At 68.6% G+C, this 17,716-nt stretch carries 18 protein-coding genes; 12 read left to right on the top strand and 6 right to left on the bottom strand.

The features are described from left to right. The first annotated feature begins 42 nt into the window (after positions 1–42). From PYR72_RS28170 to PYR72_RS28155, 4 genes are all read left to right on the top strand, one after another. Positions 43–450 carry an NUDIX hydrolase gene (locus PYR72_RS28170; RefSeq protein ID WP_275460542.1) on the top strand — a complete coding sequence of 136 codons (408 nt, stop codon included), beginning with the start codon at positions 43–45 and terminating at the stop codon, positions 448–450. Positions 451–496: 46 nt separating this feature from the next. Continuing rightward, entirely contained in the window at positions 497–925 is a 429-nt protein-coding gene (locus PYR72_RS28165) for an ATP-binding protein (RefSeq protein WP_275457898.1), read from the top strand. Then, positions 919–1,311, top strand: a complete 393-nt coding sequence (locus PYR72_RS28160) for a hypothetical protein (RefSeq protein WP_275457897.1) — start codon at positions 919–921, stop codon at positions 1,309–1,311. Before PYR72_RS28165 ends, PYR72_RS28160 begins: the two co-directional genes overlap by 7 nt. 456 nt (positions 1,312–1,767) lie before the next feature. Next, positions 1,768–3,078, top strand: a complete 1,311-nt coding sequence (locus tag PYR72_RS28155) for a hypothetical protein (RefSeq protein WP_275457896.1) — start codon at positions 1,768–1,770, stop codon at positions 3,076–3,078. Between the two features lie 931 nt (positions 3,079–4,009). Here PYR72_RS28155 and PYR72_RS28150 read toward each other — a convergent pair. The 3 genes from PYR72_RS28150 to PYR72_RS28140 form a co-directional block, all read right to left on the bottom strand. Further along, positions 4,010–5,113, bottom strand: a complete 1,104-nt coding sequence (locus tag PYR72_RS28150) for a CU044_5270 family protein (RefSeq protein WP_275457895.1) — start codon at positions 5,111–5,113, stop codon at positions 4,010–4,012. After that, positions 5,110–5,754 (bottom strand): RNA polymerase sigma factor, encoded by a 645-nt coding sequence (locus PYR72_RS28145; RefSeq protein WP_275457894.1) that lies wholly within the window; start codon positions 5,752–5,754, stop codon positions 5,110–5,112. Before PYR72_RS28145 ends, PYR72_RS28150 begins: the two co-directional genes overlap by 4 nt. 270 nt (positions 5,755–6,024) lie before the next feature. Continuing rightward, positions 6,025–6,705, bottom strand: coding sequence for an NAD(P)H oxidoreductase (locus PYR72_RS28140; protein ID WP_275457893.1), 681 nt, complete (start codon positions 6,703–6,705; stop codon positions 6,025–6,027). Between the two features lie 115 nt (positions 6,706–6,820). Here PYR72_RS28140 and PYR72_RS28135 point away from each other — a divergent pair, with 115 nt between their 5' ends. Further along, complete coding sequence (locus PYR72_RS28135) at positions 6,821–7,762, top strand: AraC family transcriptional regulator (protein ID WP_275457892.1); 942 nt, start codon at positions 6,821–6,823, stop codon at positions 7,760–7,762. Positions 7,763–7,909: 147 nt separating this feature from the next. Here the strand turns inward: PYR72_RS28135 and PYR72_RS28130 are convergent, their stop codons facing one another. Next, on the bottom strand, positions 7,910–8,857 hold the full coding sequence (locus PYR72_RS28130; RefSeq protein ID WP_275457891.1) for a CU044_5270 family protein: 948 nt from the start codon (positions 8,855–8,857) through the stop codon (positions 7,910–7,912). Position 8,858: 1 nt separating this feature from the next. Then, positions 8,859–9,491, bottom strand: coding sequence for an RNA polymerase sigma factor (locus PYR72_RS28125; RefSeq protein ID WP_275457890.1), 633 nt, complete (start codon positions 9,489–9,491; stop codon positions 8,859–8,861). Between the two features lie 272 nt (positions 9,492–9,763). On the opposite strand from PYR72_RS28125, the gene PYR72_RS28120 reads away from it, so the two are divergent. From PYR72_RS28120 to PYR72_RS28100, 5 genes are all read left to right on the top strand, one after another. Further along, complete coding sequence (locus tag PYR72_RS28120; RefSeq protein WP_275457889.1) at positions 9,764–9,961, top strand: hypothetical protein; 198 nt, start codon at positions 9,764–9,766, stop codon at positions 9,959–9,961. A gap of 771 nt (positions 9,962–10,732) precedes the next feature. Further along, on the top strand, positions 10,733–11,485 hold the full coding sequence (locus PYR72_RS28115) for a hypothetical protein (protein ID WP_275457888.1): 753 nt from the start codon (positions 10,733–10,735) through the stop codon (positions 11,483–11,485). 193 nt (positions 11,486–11,678) lie between these two features. After that, positions 11,679–12,173 carry an HNH endonuclease signature motif containing protein gene (locus PYR72_RS28110; RefSeq protein WP_275457887.1) on the top strand — a complete coding sequence of 165 codons (495 nt, stop codon included), beginning with the start codon at positions 11,679–11,681 and terminating at the stop codon, positions 12,171–12,173. A 182-nt stretch (positions 12,174–12,355) separates the two neighbouring features. After that, positions 12,356–15,358 carry a M36 family metallopeptidase gene (locus tag PYR72_RS28105; RefSeq protein ID WP_275457886.1) on the top strand — a complete coding sequence of 1,001 codons (3,003 nt, stop codon included), beginning with the start codon at positions 12,356–12,358 and terminating at the stop codon, positions 15,356–15,358. 176 nt (positions 15,359–15,534) lie between these two features. Further along, entirely contained in the window at positions 15,535–15,828 is a 294-nt protein-coding gene (locus PYR72_RS28100; RefSeq protein WP_275457885.1) for a zinc-ribbon domain-containing protein, read from the top strand. Between the two features lie 82 nt (positions 15,829–15,910). Here the strand turns inward: PYR72_RS28100 and PYR72_RS28095 are convergent, their stop codons facing one another. Further along, a complete protein-coding gene (locus PYR72_RS28095) occupies positions 15,911–16,513 on the bottom strand; it encodes an ATP-binding protein (protein ID WP_275457884.1) in 603 nt (200 codons plus the stop codon). A gap of 176 nt (positions 16,514–16,689) precedes the next feature. On the opposite strand from PYR72_RS28095, the gene PYR72_RS28090 reads away from it, so the two are divergent. Both PYR72_RS28090 and PYR72_RS28085 read left to right on the top strand, forming a co-directional pair. After that, positions 16,690–17,607 carry a helix-turn-helix transcriptional regulator gene (locus PYR72_RS28090; RefSeq protein ID WP_275460541.1) on the top strand — a complete coding sequence of 306 codons (918 nt, stop codon included), beginning with the start codon at positions 16,690–16,692 and terminating at the stop codon, positions 17,605–17,607. Then, a complete protein-coding gene (locus tag PYR72_RS28085; RefSeq protein ID WP_275457883.1) occupies positions 17,561–17,704 on the top strand; it encodes a DUF397 domain-containing protein in 144 nt (47 codons plus the stop codon). The genes PYR72_RS28090 and PYR72_RS28085 overlap by 47 nt, the downstream gene beginning before the upstream one ends. The last annotated feature ends 12 nt before the right edge of the window (positions 17,705–17,716 follow it).

Genomic DNA, 17,716 nt, shown 5'->3' with positions numbered 1-17,716 from the left:
CCGAGAGGGCCGAGGAACGTGAGCACCGAACGTCCGCACTCCGTGAGCGTCGCCGGAGTCATCGTCGACGACCAGGGCCGGGCCCTCTTGATCAAACGCCGTGACAACGGCAAGTGGGAACCCCCGGGCGGAGTCCTCGAACGCGAGGAAACCCTCCCCGAAGCCCTCCAGCGCGAAGTCCTCGAAGAGACCGGCATCAAGATCGCACTTCCCGCGACCCTGACCGGCGTCTACAAGAACATGACAGGCCTGATCGTCTCGCTGGTCTTCCGCTGCGAGGCGGCCGACGGCACACCGACCACCGGCGACGAGACCCGCGCACTGCGCTGGGCCACCCGTGAAGAAGTCACCGAGCTTGCCGACGAGGCATACGCGATCCGCGTCACCGACGCATTGGACGCGGCATCCCCGCCGGCCATCCGCGCCCACGACGGCGTGAAACTCGTCTAGCCCGAACCCGCTGCACATGGCGGCCTACCAGCACGAAGGAACTTGTATGCACGAGTATACGAGCATCGCCCGGGTCTGGGGACTCACTTGCCCAGGATTTCCGGAAGAGGTGAGCCGGGCCCGCCGCTGGACCCGCGACATCCTGCGCGGATCTCCCCTGGCCGAGGACGCCGAGCTGATCGTGAGCGAGCTGAGCGCGAACGCGATCCTCCACACGGCCAGCGGCATGGAATCCGGCAGCTTCCACCTGGCCCTCGCGGTAACCCGGCAGGTGATCGCCCTCTCGGTCACGGACGGCGGAGGAACCGGCACGACCCCCAAGGCCGAGCACCAGGACGACGAGGCCGAACACGGCCGGGGCCTGGGCATGGTCACCGCACTCGCCCACCGGGTCGTCGTCCACGGCAGCAACGGCGGCTACACGGTCACCGCGGAACTGTTCACCGGCACCCGACCGGGAGACCACCTGTGCTGAAGGACGAAGCCCGCCGGGGCTACTGGTGCGAGTGCTGGACCAAAGACCTCACCGACGAGGGCGAGTTGGTACTCCGGGCATCCTTCGACGCCTACACGGCACCCCAGGCCGACCGATGGGTAGCCGTCGCGCTCCGCACCATCTCACCGGCATTCGACCCGGAAGCATCCGAGCAGGCATGGCAGTGGCTGTACGACGGCCGCATAGACACACGCCGAGCCCTCATGCGCTCCGAGCCCTGCACCGTGTCAGTCACCTTCGACTCGACCCGCATCACCTGGACGATCCGCCCCGTGATCTTTCTGCCTCTCGCACACCGCCAGGCCACAGAACTGCCAGCTTGCGCATACGACTTCAAGCCCCGACCGCCCCAGCAGACCAACTGAGTTACAACTTTCTCTACTGGTTCAAGGCGGCTCGCTCCGCTCCCCGCGCGCGGCCCGGCCCCCGACCGGGCCTGCGCTCCTGTCTCCGCCCCGCTCCAGCCCGGCCGGCGCCCGTGCCGCGCTCAAAGCATGCAGCCACCTGATGCCGGAGAGAAGGGGTACGTCGCGGCTGGGGCGGTCGGCTCCACGGCTTTAGCCACCTCCCCGGTCCGGGTCCCACGTCGAGCAAGACCAGGGGGCCACTCGTGCACATTGCGGTCAGGCCCAAAGCCTGCCCGAGTTGCCAGCCAGCGTACGGCCCCCTGATCATGCTCGACCCCAGACCGGGCAGGCCACCGGCCAAACCCGCTCCGCCGACCTTTGACCTGGCCCAAGATGCGTAAACCGGACGCATCAGCCAGCCCGTGAGGGTATAACACTTGGATCAGAGCGCAAGCGGGGAGGGGATGCGGTTCTATGACCGAGATTGATTTTGAAGAGGCGATGGATTGCTTGAAACTCGTCCTGGCAATCGACGCCTGGACGGAAAGTCAAGTGATCCTGCAGAAACCAGTTACCCTCGACACGGCGCATCGAATCGACCGACTTGAAGTCGCAGAGATCAAGTCCGCCATGGAACGCGCCAATGCGGCTAGGGGGCTGCAAGGCGCGGAAGTAAGCTGGGGAACTTCCTTTGAAGTAATGGTGGTCCGCAATGCCACGAGCATTGCGCGGATGGGGTTCAATATTCGCACAATCGAAGAAACGTCCTCCTTCGATGAAAATGGGCTCAAATTCTCCATCGGAAATCCCAGTCTGGAATTTTCGCTAAGCGTGCTAAGGGAAATGAGAGAGGGCGATCAGGCGCGAAGGGCAAATTTTCTGCGCACGTCACGCAATCGGCGAGATTTGCAAATCTACCTATCTCCCGAAGATGTGCAAAACATGATCAAACCTGGCGCTCCACTTGCTCGGAGAATCGTCGGAGAAATCGTTCCATTTATCACTCTGAAAATAGAATCGGCCAAGCCGCGGTCCGACTTCAGGGAGATCTCCGAGGCCTTTCTGTTCCAACTTGCCTACAACTATGACGTCTCCTATCGAGTTGCGGATAATCTAGAGCACTTGGTCTCCTCGGGTCGCGTGAGGAGGAGAGGTCGGGCGGCCGACGCAACGATGGATGCCCCTCGAATGACTTACAAATCCGACCTCGTGCATCATTATCAACTCGCGGTCTCCGCCGACAGTCCTATGCTTCAGTACCTTTCGTACTATCACATTGCAGAGCACTTCTTTGAGCGCGTATTCAATGACGATTTCGTAGAGCAGGTGCGCAGGAAAATTGCCGATCCTGCCTTCTCCCTCAAGCGAGCTAAGGATATTCAGGGTGTCATAAAGCTGATCTCTTCTACGCAGAGAAAGGTTCGCGACGAGGGAGGCGTGGACGAACAGCGCGCACTTAATCTAGTCCTCGATAAGTACGTAGACCTCCCGAGACTTGCCAGCGAACTAAACGCCCACGACGGTGATCTACTCGATTATTACAAGAAGCAATCGCCATCATTTTCCGAGAATGTCACGGTTGACCTCGCCAATGAACGTGAACCCGAAGTGAAAAGCGCTCTGGCTAAGAGGATCTATCAGACACGCAATTCCCTCGTGCACGCTAAGGACGGTGCACGCCCGCGCTATTTCCCTTTCGTTAACGATGCGGAACTGGCTCGCGAGGTACCCCTTCTTCGATTCTGCGCGGAGCACATCATTATCGAAAATGGAAAGGTGATTTGATCCTCACGGTTGACATTACCGGCTCATTAACGTCGCCGGACAACGGTGGAGCCTGGCGGCCGAGACTGGACTCCGGACGGCCCAACGAGCATGAGGCTGAACCGTCCGCAGAGCCGGGGGGGGAACCTGCGTACGTCATTCTGCGTCGTGGCGATGCCGAGGCCGACGACTCTCGGGTGGACCTGTGTTCGGCCAAGACTCGGGGGCGTGCCAGATCCGTGCCAGGTCGTGCGGGGAACCACGGGGAATGCCGGGTAAGCGGTAAGCAGCCAACCGGACGCCGCTCAGGCTCCGCCGCAGGTCGGCACAGCGGCTACCTCGAATCACCTGGGCTTCCCAAGCTGAGGGCTCGCGCATCGTCGTGACGGGATCCGCCGTCAGAGCTTGCTCTGGTCGACGACACAAGCCAGTAGCGTGGCTGAGACCGGTGGGGGTACAGCGAGGCATACGCGTGCGTGGTCGGCCGACGCACCCGCCGTCGTGGCTGACTGTCGTCGGCTGAGGTTCGTGCCACTGCCGTGCCAGATGCAGGGGTCAGCCACGGTCAACGGGGGTATCTCGCGGGCGAATTCTCAGCAGCCTGGGCAGGTATCGAAGCTCCAGGTCAGCGGCCTTGCTCCCCCGCCTCTCTCCTAAAGCGGGTGTCGCAGGTTCGAATCCTGCCGGGGGCACCAGCGAAAAGGCCCCGGACCGATCATGGTCCGGGGCCTTTGACGGCAAGGGTGACGGCAGTCCTATCCGGACATATGGCGTTCAGCAATGTGCAAGGTGAACCGCGCCGGACAGGGTCGGGTCTGGTGCAGGTTCAGGTGACGGGTTCGGGCACGCGGTCTGGACGGCCGGCGTGGTCATGACGGTCTCGAATTCGACGGGGTCAGCCGGTCGAGTGAGGCCTGTCTGCGGCGGCGGTGATGGGTCCGCTCGATCCAGGTCACGAACTTGCCTGCCCGGGGACCTGCCGGGTGGCGTCGACGACCGCGCGCTCGGTGATCGCGCTGGTGTGCGCGACGGTACCGACCTTGAGGGGACTGTCAGGCGTGGCCTTGACCACCACGACGCGCTCGCCGAGGAACCGCAGCGTCTTCTTGTCGAAGATCCACTCGGTGCGCTCGCCGGCTACGGGGTCCTCCCGCGCGATCGCGATCCCGTGCCTGCCCGTGGCGTCGACCGCGTCGTTCACCGCGACGACGCCGGGGATCTTGGCCGCGGCCTTGTAGAGGGCGGCGCCGACCTCGGCGGGCGGGTAGCTCTCGAACAGCAGATCGCCGATCGCGACGAAGGCCGCCTGGTCGCGGGGGACTTCGGGGTCCCGGACGGCGTCCGAAGCGCGGTAGATCCGCCGCAGCAGCGCGTCGGGGTCGGTCGGCAGCTCGGCCAGGGCGTTGTAGGCGGCGCTGTCCGGGGTGTCGCTCTGCAGGGTCATGCCCTTGTCGCTGGTCTCACCGGCCTCGATCAGCCAGCCGTCCCTGCCGTCGAGGGATTTCCAGACCTGGCGGGAGTGCAGCTTGGTACTGACCGCCGCGCTCTTGTTGTCGCCGTCGACCGCGATGTAGGTGTCGGCCACCTTCGAGGCGATGTAGATGTACTGGCCCTTGCGCGGGGTGGGCTCGGAGGTGTCGGCGGCGGCCAGGGAGATGCGTTCGAGGAGCTGGGGGGCGCCCTTGGCGTCGGCGACGCCAATGCTGGTGGTCAGTGCGGGGCCGGTGGCCAGGACGGTCGTGCGGCCGTGGCCACCGGCCCCGTCGCCGCCGCCGGTGAGGGTGAGGCCGCCCGCGACCGCGCCGGCCAGGGCGAGGGCCGCGGCGGGCAGGAGGATCGTACGGCGCAGGAACGGGTTGGAGCGCTTCACGGGCGCGACCGGAGAGGTGGCGGACGTACGGGAGGGGGTGCGGAGGTCTTCGTGGATCCGGGCCATCATCTGCTCCCTGTGGAACTGGTGGCGGCCCGCCGGCAGATCCCGCTCGGCGGAGGGCAGCAGACTCTGCGTCTCCGTCCACTCGGCCGGGTGGGGCCGGTGGGAGGGGCTGGCGTTCATCGGTTTCCTTCCTGTGCGGACCGGACCGCGTATCCGCGATCACCTGTTATCTGCCGGTTCATGCGAATGGGTTCCCTTTTTTCTCCGAGCAGTTGCGCGTCGGCGAGCTTGCGCAGCTTGGCGCGGGCGCGGGAGAGGCGGGAGCGGACGGTGCCGACCGGGATACCCAGGGCGCGGGCCGCCTCGGTGTACTCCAGCCCCTCCCACAGGCACAGCGTCAGGACCTCACGCTCGGGGCGCTTGAGCAGGCTGAGGGCGGCGAGCGTGGCGTTGATGCGGCGCCGGTCGTCCAGGCGTCCGGCGGTCTCCTCGGCGTGGTCCTCGACCCGTTCCTCGGCGGCGTGCGCGGCGGCCGCGGCGCTCGCCGCGGTGCGGTAGCGGCGGTTGCTGCGGTGGTGGGAACGGGCGACGTTGGTGGCGATGCCCAGCAGCCACGGACGCAGCGAGCCGCCTTCGGCCTCCACCGAGGCCCGGCGCCGCCACGCCTCCATGAAGGTCGTCGACATCACGTCCTCGGCCAGCGACCAGTCGGCGGTCAGCCGGAAGGCGTGGTTGTACACCGCGAGGGCGCACGCGTCGAAGAGTTCCGCGAAGGCGTCCGGATCTCCGTTTCGCACCCGGGTTCGCATATCTGTGGTCACGTCTTGAGCTGACGTACGGTGCGGGCGAGTTCCGGTGAGACACGTCACAGCCGTCGTACAGGTCGGACGAACGGCCCGATCGCCGACCGACCGGGCGGAGTTGAGGCCCCGGCATCAGTACAGCGTTCACCGCGGTGGTGAACTGCTTCACCCGGCTCCCCGGCATGATCACGGCGGCGCTCGCCGCGCCGCCGGGCCTCCTGGTCGATCTGTGGACGGCGCCGGCCGGGATCATCGCGCTGTTCACGGTCGTGCGGCCTGCGTCCGTCCTCAGGCGGCTGCCGGTTCCGCGGCGAGGAACCCTTCCAGGGCCTTCGCCGCGCGGCGGTCGAACTCGGCGTACTGCGCCTCGCGCTCGGCTCCCGCGACCGCGTCGCCGATGAGCAGATTGCCCTCGGCGTCGACGCGCTGTGGGCGCTCCTCGGCGTCGGGGAGCAGGGCGACGGAGGAGGAGGAGAAGCCGCAGTAAGAGGCGATGCCCTCGCTCAGGTTGGTCTCCAGCACGGCCTGCATCCCCTCTGTGACGGGGTCGTCGGAGGTGGCGCCGGCCAGGCCCAGCCACAGCATGCGCTTGCCCGCCAGGCGGGGCTTGCTGCGGCCGTAGGCGAATCCGTAGTTCCACACGCGATCGATCCAGCCCTTGAGGAGGGCGGGCACGCTCTGCCAGTACACGGGGAAGACGGCGACGACGACGTCGGCGTCGAGAACGCGCCGCATATGGGCCTGGACTTCGTCCGAGTACGGCTTCTCCCGGTTGCCCCAGTCCGGCTGGTCCGCCACGTTCATCCGCGGGTCGAACCCCTCGGCGTGCAGGTCGAGCAGGTCGACGCGGTATCCGGCGGACTCGAGTCGCGCGGTGGTACGGCGTGCGGTGTGCGCGGTGAGGGAATCGGTCCGGTGGTGTGCGACGACCACGAGGGCGGTCCTGGCAGCGTTGCTGCGGTGCGACACGGTTTCTCCTGGCTGGGTCTCGGTCGGTTCGACCGGTCCAGTACACCCGTGATCCTTTAGACGATCCATAGGGGAAACGCTCCGCCACATAGGAGTTCGTCTACGTTCGTCTACGATGACATCCGTGGATCCTTTGAGTGCGCTACTCAGTGGCATCCGGGCCGAGGGCTCGATCGTCAGCCACGCCGTGCTGGAAGCGCCCTGGACCATCCGCTTCGTCGACGGCGCCCCGCTCACGATGGTCAGTGTGCTGCGGGGCGGTGGCATCCTGCTGCTGCCCGACGGCAGCGAACAAGCGGTCGGCGTCGGTGACACGGCCATCGTGCGCGGCCCCGACACGTTTCACCTCGTGGACCAGTCGGCCACCCTCGACCGCCCACACGTCGAGTACGAAATCGCGTGCTTCGCGGCGGATGCCGCATGCACGGCCCAAGACCTCGGCGGCATCCGCTGGGGCGACGAACCGGACGGAGCAACCGCCCTGATCGTGGGCGCATACCGCGCCTCGGGCCATCGTCATGAACGACTGCTCCGCGCCTTGCCGCCCGTACTCGTGATCAACGAGGACACGGAGGTCTGCTCCTGGCTGGAGAAGGCCGCCGCCGACGCCGCCCTGCGCTCCGCCGGCTCCCAGGCTCTGATGGACCGACTGCTGGACTGGGCCCTGGTGTGCACGCTGCGTACCTGGTTCGACCGGGCGGGCTCGGAAGCTCCCGACTGGTATCGCGGCCTGGCCGACCCGATCCTCGCCCCCGCTCTCGAAGCCTTCCACGCCCGGCCCTCCCAGAGATGGACGGTAGAGGCGCTCGCCACCGAATCCGGTGTCTCCCGAGCGCTGTTCGCCAAACGCTTCACCAAGGTGATGGGCCGCCCGCCACTGGCCTACCTCAACGGATGCCGCATGGACGAGGCCGAGGCGCTCCTGTCCGACACCGACTCCTCCATCGCTCGGATCGCCAAGTCCGTCGGCTATGCCGATGCCTTCGGCTTCAGCGCCGCCTTCAAACGCCATCGGGGCGTGAGCCCCAGCGCCTTCCGCGCCCGTGACACCCCTTGAACGAAACGGCCGGTCGGCCGGGGCACTCGACGAGGAGCCGGCCGGGCCGGGTGCCCCTCCGCCTCTGCGCGGCGGCCGGCCTCTCAGCGCCGCCGGGGTGGACCGCCGAGAGGCTCAGGAGCGCTGGGGCACTGCCGCCCGCTCGGTTCAGGGCTTCTCGCCCTCCCGGTCGACCAGGGCCTGGGTCGTCTTCATCTCGCAGGATGTGACCTCGCCCTTCTTGTACGAGCGTCCGGTCGACGCGCCGTCCTCGTACTTCTCCTCGTAGTCGCGCACCGCGACCGACTGGTTCCCCCGGTACTGGAAGGTGTCGGGGTCGAGGAGGTACTCCCGGCGCTGTACGGGCTTGCTGCCCAGGTCCGGGTATACGGCGATGGCGTCATGCCCCGTCGGGTCCTTCACCAGGTGCGGAACCACCTCGATCCCGGGGTCCGCGGCCAGGGCCCGGTACAGCTTGGCCATCCCCTGCGGAGGCACGGGGTAGGCCTCGTCGACAGTCGCCAGGAGCGCGAAGGTCTCGCGCTGCTCACGCGTCAAGCCGGTGTCCTTGCCCAGCGGGAACATGTCCGCCGCCCGCTTCCGGATCTCGGCGGGGTCGTCCGGCAGTGCGGCGAGCAGGCGGTACAGCCGCCGCTGCGAGGGCTCGGTGTCGCCGTCCTCGTCGTCCTCCCGCACGGGGCTGTCGTACCGGACCCACTCCTCCCTCACCTCGGGCTTGGCATCGGGCGCCGCGTCCGACGCTCCGTACTGGCACTGTGCGGTCTTCAGGTAGATCCACTGGCCGTCGCGCGGATGCAGATCCGGCTGCTGCGACACCACGTCCGCCGCCTGCTCCAGGAGTGCCGTCGGGGACGTCAGGTCGGGTCCGGCCGGCTGCACGCCGCGCTCGGGCCCGTCGCCGCCGACGAGCGTGGTCACCACCACCGCGATCGTGACCACCGTCGCGGCGACCCCGGCAGCCGCCATGCGCCAGTCCAGCCGCACCCTGCGGACAGAACCCTGCTGTGCTGCCTGCAGCAGCCTTTCGCGGCCGGGGGCCAGCCGCGCCCGGTCCGGCGTCGGCGCGTCGGCGCGCAGTTCGTGCATCTTGGTCATGTCATCCATGGGTTACCGCCCCGCTGTGGTCGCTGACGAGGGTGGGGTCGGCGCCGAGCGCCGTACGCATCTTGCGCCGCGCCCGGTTCAGCCGGGAGCGGACCGTGCCGACCGGCACCCCGAGGGCGTCGGCACACTCCTGGTAGGTGAAGTCCGCCCAGGCGACCAGCAGCAGCACATGCCTGTCCTTCGCGGCCAGGGCCGCGATCGCCCCGGCCAGCGCCTGCTGCGATGCCTCGGCCGTCACCCGCTCGTCGGCCCGTTCCGACCAGGACTCGGCCACCGGGTCGACGCCGGTACGGGCCAGCGCCCGCAGCGCCCGCACCTCCGAGCGGCGGTGGCTGCCGATGAGGTTGCCGGCGATGCCGTAGAGCCAGGGCCGGGCACTGGCGCGCGCGACGTCGAAGCGCGCGCGGTTGCGGAAGGCGATGAGGAAGGTCTGCGCCGTGATGTCGTCGGCATGACTGTCGCCCAGGCGGCGCATCACATACCGGTGGATCTCGGCGGCATGTCTGTCGTAAAGCCTGGCGAACATCTCCGGCCGCTCCAGGGATTCCTGAATGATCAGCGCGTCGTCGGTGGGTGGGTCCCCCACGAGGCCCTCGCTTCTTCGTTCGGTTGGAGTGGAGTGCATTGCACCCCCTGTTGTCCGAAGGGGCCAGGAGGGTTCACGCGCGGGAGAGGTGCCAGTTCGTGTGCCCGGACAGTTCACGGGCTGTCGCCGCCGGGATCCGTGACGGCGGCGTGCCGTTCTGGGGTTTGGGGCGTGGTGTGCTCAGAAGTACTCACCAGGCGCTGCCGAGAAGGGAGGGCGCTCTGGACGGAGACACGACCACCTCGTATATCGTCATGGTCCTTGGCTGGAGAGCACTCACGTCGACAGCCGTGGGTGGAGAAGGATCCGGTATGAGTGACGTGTATGTCCCTGAGCGAGGAGACCGCTACCACCTCTACGAGGACTGCGCGGACATCGGCTCCGGACAACTGGGCAATACCGCCCAGGGATTCGGGACGTACAGCGTCATGCCGATGCCTCTCGACCAGGCGGAAGCCCTGAACAGAACCCTTTGCCGAACCTGCCGCAAGGCCGCACCGCGCTCGTAGCTCCGCACCACCCAGCTGGCGACCGCAGCCATGAGTTCACCGGGCAAGACAGTGCCGGGACAGGTTCCAGCCGTCAACGCGTCACGTGCCGCAGTCGTGCCGGATGCAAGAGTCAGCCACGGTCGGCAGGAGGACCGGCCGGAACCATCCTGCCAACTGGCTTGGTCGGAGTATCCGCAGTTCATCTACCTTCCAGCCAGCTCCCTCCTGAAGCGGGTGCCGCAGGTTCGAAGCCTGCCAGGCGCGCAGAGAAGTGCCGGGCCACAGGCCCTTGCCGTCCGGACGGCAGTAGGGGCGTCTCCACTGCTGTCCCGGGCGGCGCGCGTGAGAAGCACCGTCGCAGATCGACGTGGCTGAACTGAATCGGCGACGCATCCTCCCGGTGCCTGAGCACGCCAAGAACGCTCGTACCGGTCCGGACCACGCGTTCCTTCCCAGCCTGGAAACGGTCGACGGTCAACCTCCCGCGCCGGTAGAGTTTCTGGCCTCTCCGAACGACGCCCGGGCAACACGGCACCTGGGCAGCACCCGCCGGTGCGGCCCCCTCCCCATGCTCGACGCCACCGCGGTCGGGCGTGATCACGCGGAGAGCAAGTGCTTCGTGGCTCGCGGCCTCGCGGTCGTCGGGGGTACGGCGCGCACCGGTTTGCCTCGCCCCCTGCAGGCAGTTGGAACAGGGAGCAGGGCGTGCCCAGGGAAAAGTGGAGCCCTTCCGGCTGTGCACATGACACACTCGGTCCCCTTGTCAGCACATGGAGGAGGTCCCCTGTCATGCGCCACTTGGCCACCGTGGCGGCCGGTATCGCGGCCGTCGTCTTGATGACCGGGTGTGGCGCCGGAGAGACCGAGAAAGCATCCGTACCGACGTCGAGGAGCGGATCAGCGGCCACACCAGGGTCCGACGGTGCGTTCGAAGTCGAGGCGGCGCTCAAGAACGCCGACCCAGCTCCTTACTCGGCTGAGATCAGGACGGAGACCTATACGGGCTCCACGCTGACGGTCGTCATGGCCGGACGGATGAACTTCAACGGATCGGGCCCTACGGGCAAACTGACCTTGGCGACCTCCGACAGTGTCCCGAAGGACCAGGCATTCCGTACGGAGACGATCCTCCTCAAGGACGCCACCTACACGAGGACACGCGATGAGGACGGGTCGGCCGGTGAGTGGCAGCGTACGGAACTGGACTCGTCAAGCCCGGGAATAGCTGACTACGCTGCTTACGCACAGTTGCTCTTGGACCTTGGGCCGAATGCCCGAAAGGGTCAGGAACAGACCGGCGGAGTCGCGGCGTACCGGCTTTCAGGGAGCCTCACCCAGGACCAACTCCGCACGGTGGACCGTCGGCTGTACGACAGGATGCGTGCCACGGGTACCGAGGAGTTCGCCTGCGACGTATGGGTCAATGAAGCCGGTCGAGTCGTGCGCTTCGAACAGTGGCTGGAGATGTCCGGCAACTCGGCACGCAACGTCGTGACGTTCAAGAACTTCAGGCGCCCGGTGCCGGTGAGTGCACCCGAGTAGGTCCGTCCCGACCGTCGCGTACGGGCAGGGCGGCCTACGTCGGCTGACGTCGGCGACCGACACCAACGAGGGCGATCAGCCACGGTCGGCGCGGGAGCCCTGGGACACATGGCCAAGGCCCACATGCCTGGTCGGTCCTGCCGTAGGCCGAGGTCGGACGGCACGTCGATGTCCAGCGAAGGAGAGGGCGGCGGTGAGCGACCCGGAACCCCCCGCGCCCCCGTCTCGCAGCGAGGCCAAGCGGGTGCAGGATCGGCGGCGGCGGGCGCGGTTGCGGGCCCATGGGCGCGTCGAGCGTTACGACGTGGCGGAGATCGGTGTGCGGGACGGCTGGGTGTGCGGTCTGTGCGGGGATCCGGTGGACCGGGACCGGCGGCACCCTGATCCGCGGTCCCCGAGCGTCGACCACGTCCGCACCGTCGCGGCCGGCGGCACGGACACCCGTGACAACGTGCGTCTCACCCACTGGGGCTGCAACCACGAGCGCAACGACCGCACCCCGCTGAGGACCGTCGAGGAAGCGGAGGCGCAGCGCGCCGTCCTGCTGCGGATTCCCTCGCTCCGGGAGTACGCCGAGAGTCTGGTCGCGGAGGAGATGGTCCGGCGCTCCCTGGCCTCGCACGCACCGGAGCGGTACCGGGCCAAGTTGGCGCGCCGGGTGGCACGTTACGAGCAGGAGGGGCGCTGATCGCGCGGGCGCACGCGCCCCGTACCCATGCGCTCGTCCAGGCAGTCGTGGGGCCTGCGGTGTTTCTGTGAAACTTGAAGTTTCAGGGTTTCAGGCGTCCCCGTGCGGATGACAGGGTCGAAACGCACAACTCGACCGCTACGGGCGGTCGTTGGACTCCTCACCCCCCACGAGGCAGTGACATGGCGAAAGCCTCCTCGCAGAGAACGCGAGCGACCATACTCACCGCGACGGCCGGCCTGGCGCTGGCCGTCGCCCTTCTGCCCGGTTCCGCCGACGCGGTGCCGGACGACCCGACGGGCCGCCCCGCCCCGGGCAACGGATCCCCCGCGGCGGAGAGCGAGCCGCCCGCCCCGTCGCAGCAGACGCTGGTACGGCGTGACGCGCGGCTGGCGAAGGCCGAGCAGCGGCCCGGCGTACAGCGGCTGCGGGACCGGCTCGGTGCTCAGGGCGTGCTCGAACTCGACCCGGCCACGGGCACCGCGCGCCAGGTCGCCCGGCTCGACGGGTATCTGACCGCGCGCAGCGCGGCCGACCCGGAGGACATCGCCCGTGCGTACCTGCGGGCCCATCCCGACGTCTTCGGCCTCTCCGCCGGCCAGGTGCGCGCCCTGACGCTGCGCAAGCAGTACACCGACGTCGCCGGCACCCGCCATCTGTCCTTCGTGCAGTCGGTCGACGGTGTCCCGGTGTTCGGCAACGGCGTCAAGGCCCACGTCGCCCGCGACGGGCGGCTGATCAGCGTGCAGGGCTCCCCCGTGCGGAACCTGCCGTCCGCGCTGTCTGCCGGGCGGATCACCGGCACCCAGGCGCGGCACACCGCCGTCCGGGACATCGCGGGCGCCCGGGCCGTCGGCGACGACAACACCCGCGGCGACACCGCCAAGCAGGTGGTGTACGCGGCATCCGGCGGCGCCGCCCGCCGCGCGTGGCGGACCGTCACCTCGCCGGACGGCCACGCGATGTGGCTGCACGTCGTCGACGCGGAGACCGGGCGGGTGCTGTACCGGCAGAACCTGTCGTCCGACCAGTCCGCCGACCGGTCCGCCGGTCGTCAGTCCGGCCGGACTGACGGCGTCACGACGGCCGAGAAGGCCAGCAATAAGGCCAGCAATGAAACCACCATGAAGGTCACCGAGAAGGCCAGCGAAAACGCCGGCAGGAAGGCCACGACTCCGCCCGCCAAGGCTCTGGCCTGGGATCACGCGCCCGGTGACGTACGGGGCGGCAGGCAGCGCTCCCGCAACCTGACCGCCCGCGGATGGCTGCCCGCCGGCGCCAAGACCCTCGACGGCACCGTGGCGCACGTCTACAGCGACGTGAACGACAACAACCAGCCGGACGCCGGGGAGGAGGTCGCGCCGACGAAGAAGGGAGCCTTCTCCTTCCCGTTCAAGCCCTTCACCGGTGACGGCTGCGGCACCCCGGTGCCGTGCTCCTGGGACGCCAAGACGCCGAACTCCTGGGAGACCAACCGCGCGCAGAACGCCGCGCAGGTCTTCTCCTTCCTCGGCACCTTCCACGACCACCTGAAGGCCGCCCCGATCGGCTTCACCCGGGCCGCGGGCAACTTCGACGCCCGGGACGGCGACGCCGTCCAGGCACAGACCGACGACGGCGCGGCCGTCAAGGACGGGCTGCCCGACGACGACCACCTGAACAACGCCAACATGGGGACGCCGCCGGACGGACGGCCGCCGACGATGCAGCTGTACCTCACCGCGCCGTCGGACGGCTATCCGATCGTGCAGGGCAACTGGGGCGACGACGCCGCGACCGTCTACCACGAGTACACGCACGGTCTGTCGAACCGGCTCGTCGTCGACGCGGACGGCGTCTCGACACTCGTCGGCCGGCAGGCCGGGGCCATGGGCGAGGCGTGGAGCGACTGGTACGCCCTCGACTTCCTCGCCGACGAGCACCTGCGCAGGGACACCCGTCGTACGGACGGCGAGATGACCCTCGACCCGGCCGGCTGGGCCGACTCCGCGCCGAGCCGGACCCAGGCGCTGGACTGCCCGGTCGGCTCCACCTCGCCCAGGTGCCCCGGCACGTCGGCGGCGGGCCCCGGCGGGTACACGTACGGCGACTACGGGAAGATCTCCCGCCGTGGTCCGGAGAGCCACGCGGACGGCGAGATCTGGGGCGAGACCCTGTGGGACCTGCGCTCGGCGCTCGGCAGCCCGCTCTCCCAGTCGCTGGTGACCCGGGCGATGGAACTGTCGCCCGCCAACCCCAGCTTCCTCGACCAGCGCAACGCCATCCTCCAGGCCGACACCGTGGTCAACGGGGGACGCGCCCACGACCGTATCTGGAAGGTCTTCGCGCACCGGGGCATGGGCTACTTCGCCGCCGCCCTCTCGGGTGACGACACCCGGCCCGACGAGGACTTCTCCCTGCCGCCGGGCCCGGACACCCCGGTGGCCACCCTCACCGGCAAGGTCACCGACGACGCGTCCGGCGCCGCCGTGGGCGGGGTGACGGTCAGCATCAGCGGGCACTCCTCCGGCTTCCCGGGCGCCGACTTCTCCGCCGTGTCCGCGGCGGACGGCACGTACACGATCCCGGACGTCCCCGAGGGCACGTACCGGAAGGTGTACGCGAGCGGCAACGGCTACGAGCCCCAGATCCGCACCCTCGTCGTCGGACGGGCCGGTGCCGCCGACTGGCAGGTGCGCCGCGACTGGGCGGCCTCCTCCGGCGGTGCCGAGGTCGCGGACTTCGGCGGACCCGACAACTCCGGGTTCGGCTGCGGGCCCGGCGGGCTGATCGACATGGCGGGCACCGTCTGGGGCTCGGACGTCGGCGACGGCGGAGCGCACCCGCACAACACGGTCCGGCTGCCCGCGGCGGTGGACATCGGCGAGCTGCTCGTCGATCCGACGGCGGGTTGCGGGGACGACACGACCGCGTCGCTCGGCGACTACCGGATCGACACCTCCGCCGACGGCACCACCTGGACCACCGCCGCCGAGGGGCACTTCGGCCCCGTCGACACCGGCCGGGAGAACGCCGTCGCCCTCCGGGCGGGCACCGGTGACGACGTCCGCTACGTCCGGCTGACGCTGCTCGGCAGCCAGGCCGCCGACAACGGTGTGGACTGCGCGAAGGACTCCGGTCCCTCGGGCTGCACGTACGTGGACGTGACCGAACTCGTGATCCACGGCACCCCCCACCGGGGCTGACGGCACCGGCATCATCCGCCGCACCCCCGAGGGCGGCGTTCCGGCGACGGGACGCCGCCCTCGGCCGTGCCGGCGGGCTCGGTGTGCGGAACATGCACACTGGAGGGCAGTGTGTGCGGCGCGTGCGGTGACTGCGGTGCGTGCGGCGCGTCTCCGAGCGCCCCGGGAAGGATCAGATGTTCGTCATCTTCGGCACCAAGGGATACCTGTACCAGCTCGCGATACTGACGCTGGTGTGCGGGCAGTGCGGAAACCCCGCCGCGCACACGCTCAGGAAGCGGGTCACGAAGTTCACCCTGTTCTTCGTGCCGCTGTTCCCGTTCTCGACGAAGTACCAGACCCAGTGCACCTTCTGCGGCGCGGAGCAGAAGGTGACCGCCGAGCAGGCCGAACAGCTCCAGGCACAGAGCGCGGGCGGTCCCGGCGGCCAGTCCCACGGCCAGCCGCAGCGGCAGCCGTACCAGTCCTGAGGACGGCGGGAATCGGCAGCAGCGACAGCGCCGCCACCGAGATCGCCGAGTGGGTCAAGGACAACGGCAGCGCCGTGAGCGACTACAGCGGGCTGTACCGACTGGACGCCTCCGACGTCGGCTGATCACCAGCTCCCGCCAGGGGCGGGCCACCGGATTTCCCTCCGGCGGCCCGCCCGGCTGTTTCGATGGACACCTCCGCCCATACCGTCTTCCCCACGGGCCGACGAGGCGCCGACCCCCAGCGCACGGCCAGGACGTCCACCAGGAGCAGGCCTCGACCGGACTCGCCCTCGGGGTACGACAAGGGCGGGGCCTTGGGCGGCCATTTCGCGGAGGCCGCGTCCGCGACCTCGACGCGAACCAGGCCCGCAGCCGCGTCGAGGGCGATCCGAAGGCCGAAGCCGTGTCCGGGTACTCGACCGTGCTGTACGGCGTTCGCGGCGAGTTCGCCGACGACGAGCGCGACCGCGCACGACGTGTCGGACACCGACAGGTAGCCCCACTCCTGCATGCGGCGGACGGTGAGTCGGCGGGCGAGCCGCACACCCCTCGGCGAGGATGCGAACTGCTCGGCGAACGCCGGGAGTTCGCGTTCCGCGTCTGTCGGCGCGCCGGTTTTCGCCGCAGGGTGCGCGGCGCTCCGTCGTGGCCCGTCTCCCGGGGTGGTCGTTCCTGTCAGCACGGTTGGTCCGTCCTTGTCCGTCGAGCCGAGACATGTCGCGACGTACGCGAGTCATCACTTTCCGTGCTCAAGAATCGTCCGGTCGGCCTACGCTCGACAGGTGACACAGCCTTACTTTTCCTCCCGTAAGGAACGGAAGTGACGCTTTGGCCAACGGAATTGACCCCAGCACGTCGATGGCGGCCCTGTTCGGCGCGCGAGTGCGCAGGCTCCGTACGGCGGCCGGACTGACGCAGGCCGAGCTCGGTGACCGGACGCACGTGGTGAGCACGCGGATCACCCAGATCGAGCGGGCGTCCGGAGCGAAGCCGACGCTGGAGCTGGCGCGTGCGCTGGACGCGGTCCTCGGTGCGGACGACCTGTTGGTCGAGTTGTGGCCGTATGTGTACCGGGAGGCGTTTCCGGACTGGTCACGGAAGTTCATGGAGTACTCGGCGCGGGCGGTGACCATCCGCGAGTACGCGGCTCATGTGGTGCCTGGCCTGTTGCAGACGCAGGACTACGCGCGGGCAGTGCTGAGCGTCGGCCGAACGCTCGCAGGCAAGGAGCAGTTGGAAGAGCGGGTCGCCCTTCGCATGGGACGACAGGAGCGTCTCGGTACGCCCGCTCGTCCCGAGCTGTGGGTGGTCCTCGACGAGGCGGTGCTCAGGCGTCCGGTCGGCGGCCAGGCGGTGATGTGTGAGCAGTTGGCGCGGTTGCTCGGGACCAGGGCGGAGCCTCACCTCACCGTGCAGGTACTGCCGTTCGACCAGGGCGAGCACGATGCCTTGGGCGGATCGCTCACCGTGCTCACCATGCAGGACGGCTCGGAGATCGCCTACACGGAAGGCGCGCACTACGGCCAACTCATCGAGGATCCGGACGAAGTCAGGAGTTTCGCGCTGACTTACGATCGGCTGCGGGCGGCAGCTCTGCCCCCGCTCATGTCGCTCGACATGATCCGATCCGTGATGGAGGACAACCACCGTGGAGCGAAGGTCCCGTCCCGATCTGAACGGCGCCGCCTGGCGCAGGAGCAGCTACAGCAATCAGGAGGGCGGCAACTGCGTGGAGGTGGCCGACCGGTTCCGAGGAGCGGTCGTCCCCGTCCGTGACAGCAAGGTCCCGCACGGTCCGGCGCTGTGCTTCGAAGCCGCCTCCTGGGCCGTCTTCATAGGCGAGTTGAAAGCCGGGCCGCACCACCGCCCCTGAGACGACCGGGCC

It is taken from the genome of Streptomyces sp. VNUA24, from assembly GCF_029167005.1.
Classification (GTDB): Bacteria; Actinomycetota; Actinomycetes; order Streptomycetales; family Streptomycetaceae; genus Streptomyces; species Streptomyces scabiei.
Note: the sequence above shows the minus strand (reverse complement) of the source record. Positions and strands in the feature narration are given on the sequence as shown.